The following is a 664-nucleotide window of genomic DNA, read 5'->3' on the forward strand; positions in this document are numbered from 1 at the left end:
GGATACGCTGGAAGGACTGGTTGGTGCAACAGGGCCTGCAACCGGCGAAAGCCCCGCGTCAGGGTCTCAAGCAGCTGAGTATCAAGGCGCTGCGATTAGTCGGGCTGGGTAAAAAAACCGCCAAATAGCGGTTTAGCGCCGGCGATCCCACCAGGTGCGCAACCCGGCGAAGAAATGGAAGTAGCGGTTTTCGCGCTTGCCCATGCCGCGCTTGGGCGAAAACGATTCTTCGGCAAAGGCACCGGTAATGCGCACCCGTGATGCTTGGGTCGGCAGCGTGCAGATTTTGGCATCGACCTGCTGCAGGGCATATTTGAGCAAGCGCTCGGAATGCAGCTTTCGGCCTGTCGCCTTGCAGAAATCGAAAATGCGCTCGATCCGCTTGCCGTACGCGACGTATGTATCGCGCCCGCAAATCGCAAACCGGTCGTTCAAGCCGCCCCACCACTGCCAGTCCGGAATATAAGCGTTGTTCTTGCGCACCTCAGGATGAGCGAAGACATAGCGTAGCAATGCGTTGTGAAAGAAATTGTCGGGGCGCACGAACACGACGAAATCCGGGTTGAAGGATTCGATCATGGTGGTCACGGTGTGCAGCGAATTGAGCTGATAGATCAGATTGCGCAGCGACGCATAGTCATCAGCCCAGGTATCGCCCTGCGCT

1 protein-coding gene is annotated in these 664 nt (G+C 57.4%); it reads right to left on the bottom strand.

All coding sequences use genetic code 11. The annotated features are described in order from the left end of the window. Positions 1-132 precede the first annotated feature (132 nt). Positions 133-664: hypothetical protein (locus tag BK660_RS30580; RefSeq protein WP_123436418.1), on the bottom strand; the 532-nt coding region annotated here is incomplete at its 5' end.

Origin of the sequence: Pseudomonas brassicacearum (assembly GCF_003732265.1) — a bacterium.
In the GTDB taxonomy this organism is placed as follows: Bacteria; Pseudomonadota; Gammaproteobacteria; order Pseudomonadales; family Pseudomonadaceae; genus Aquipseudomonas; species Aquipseudomonas brassicacearum_D.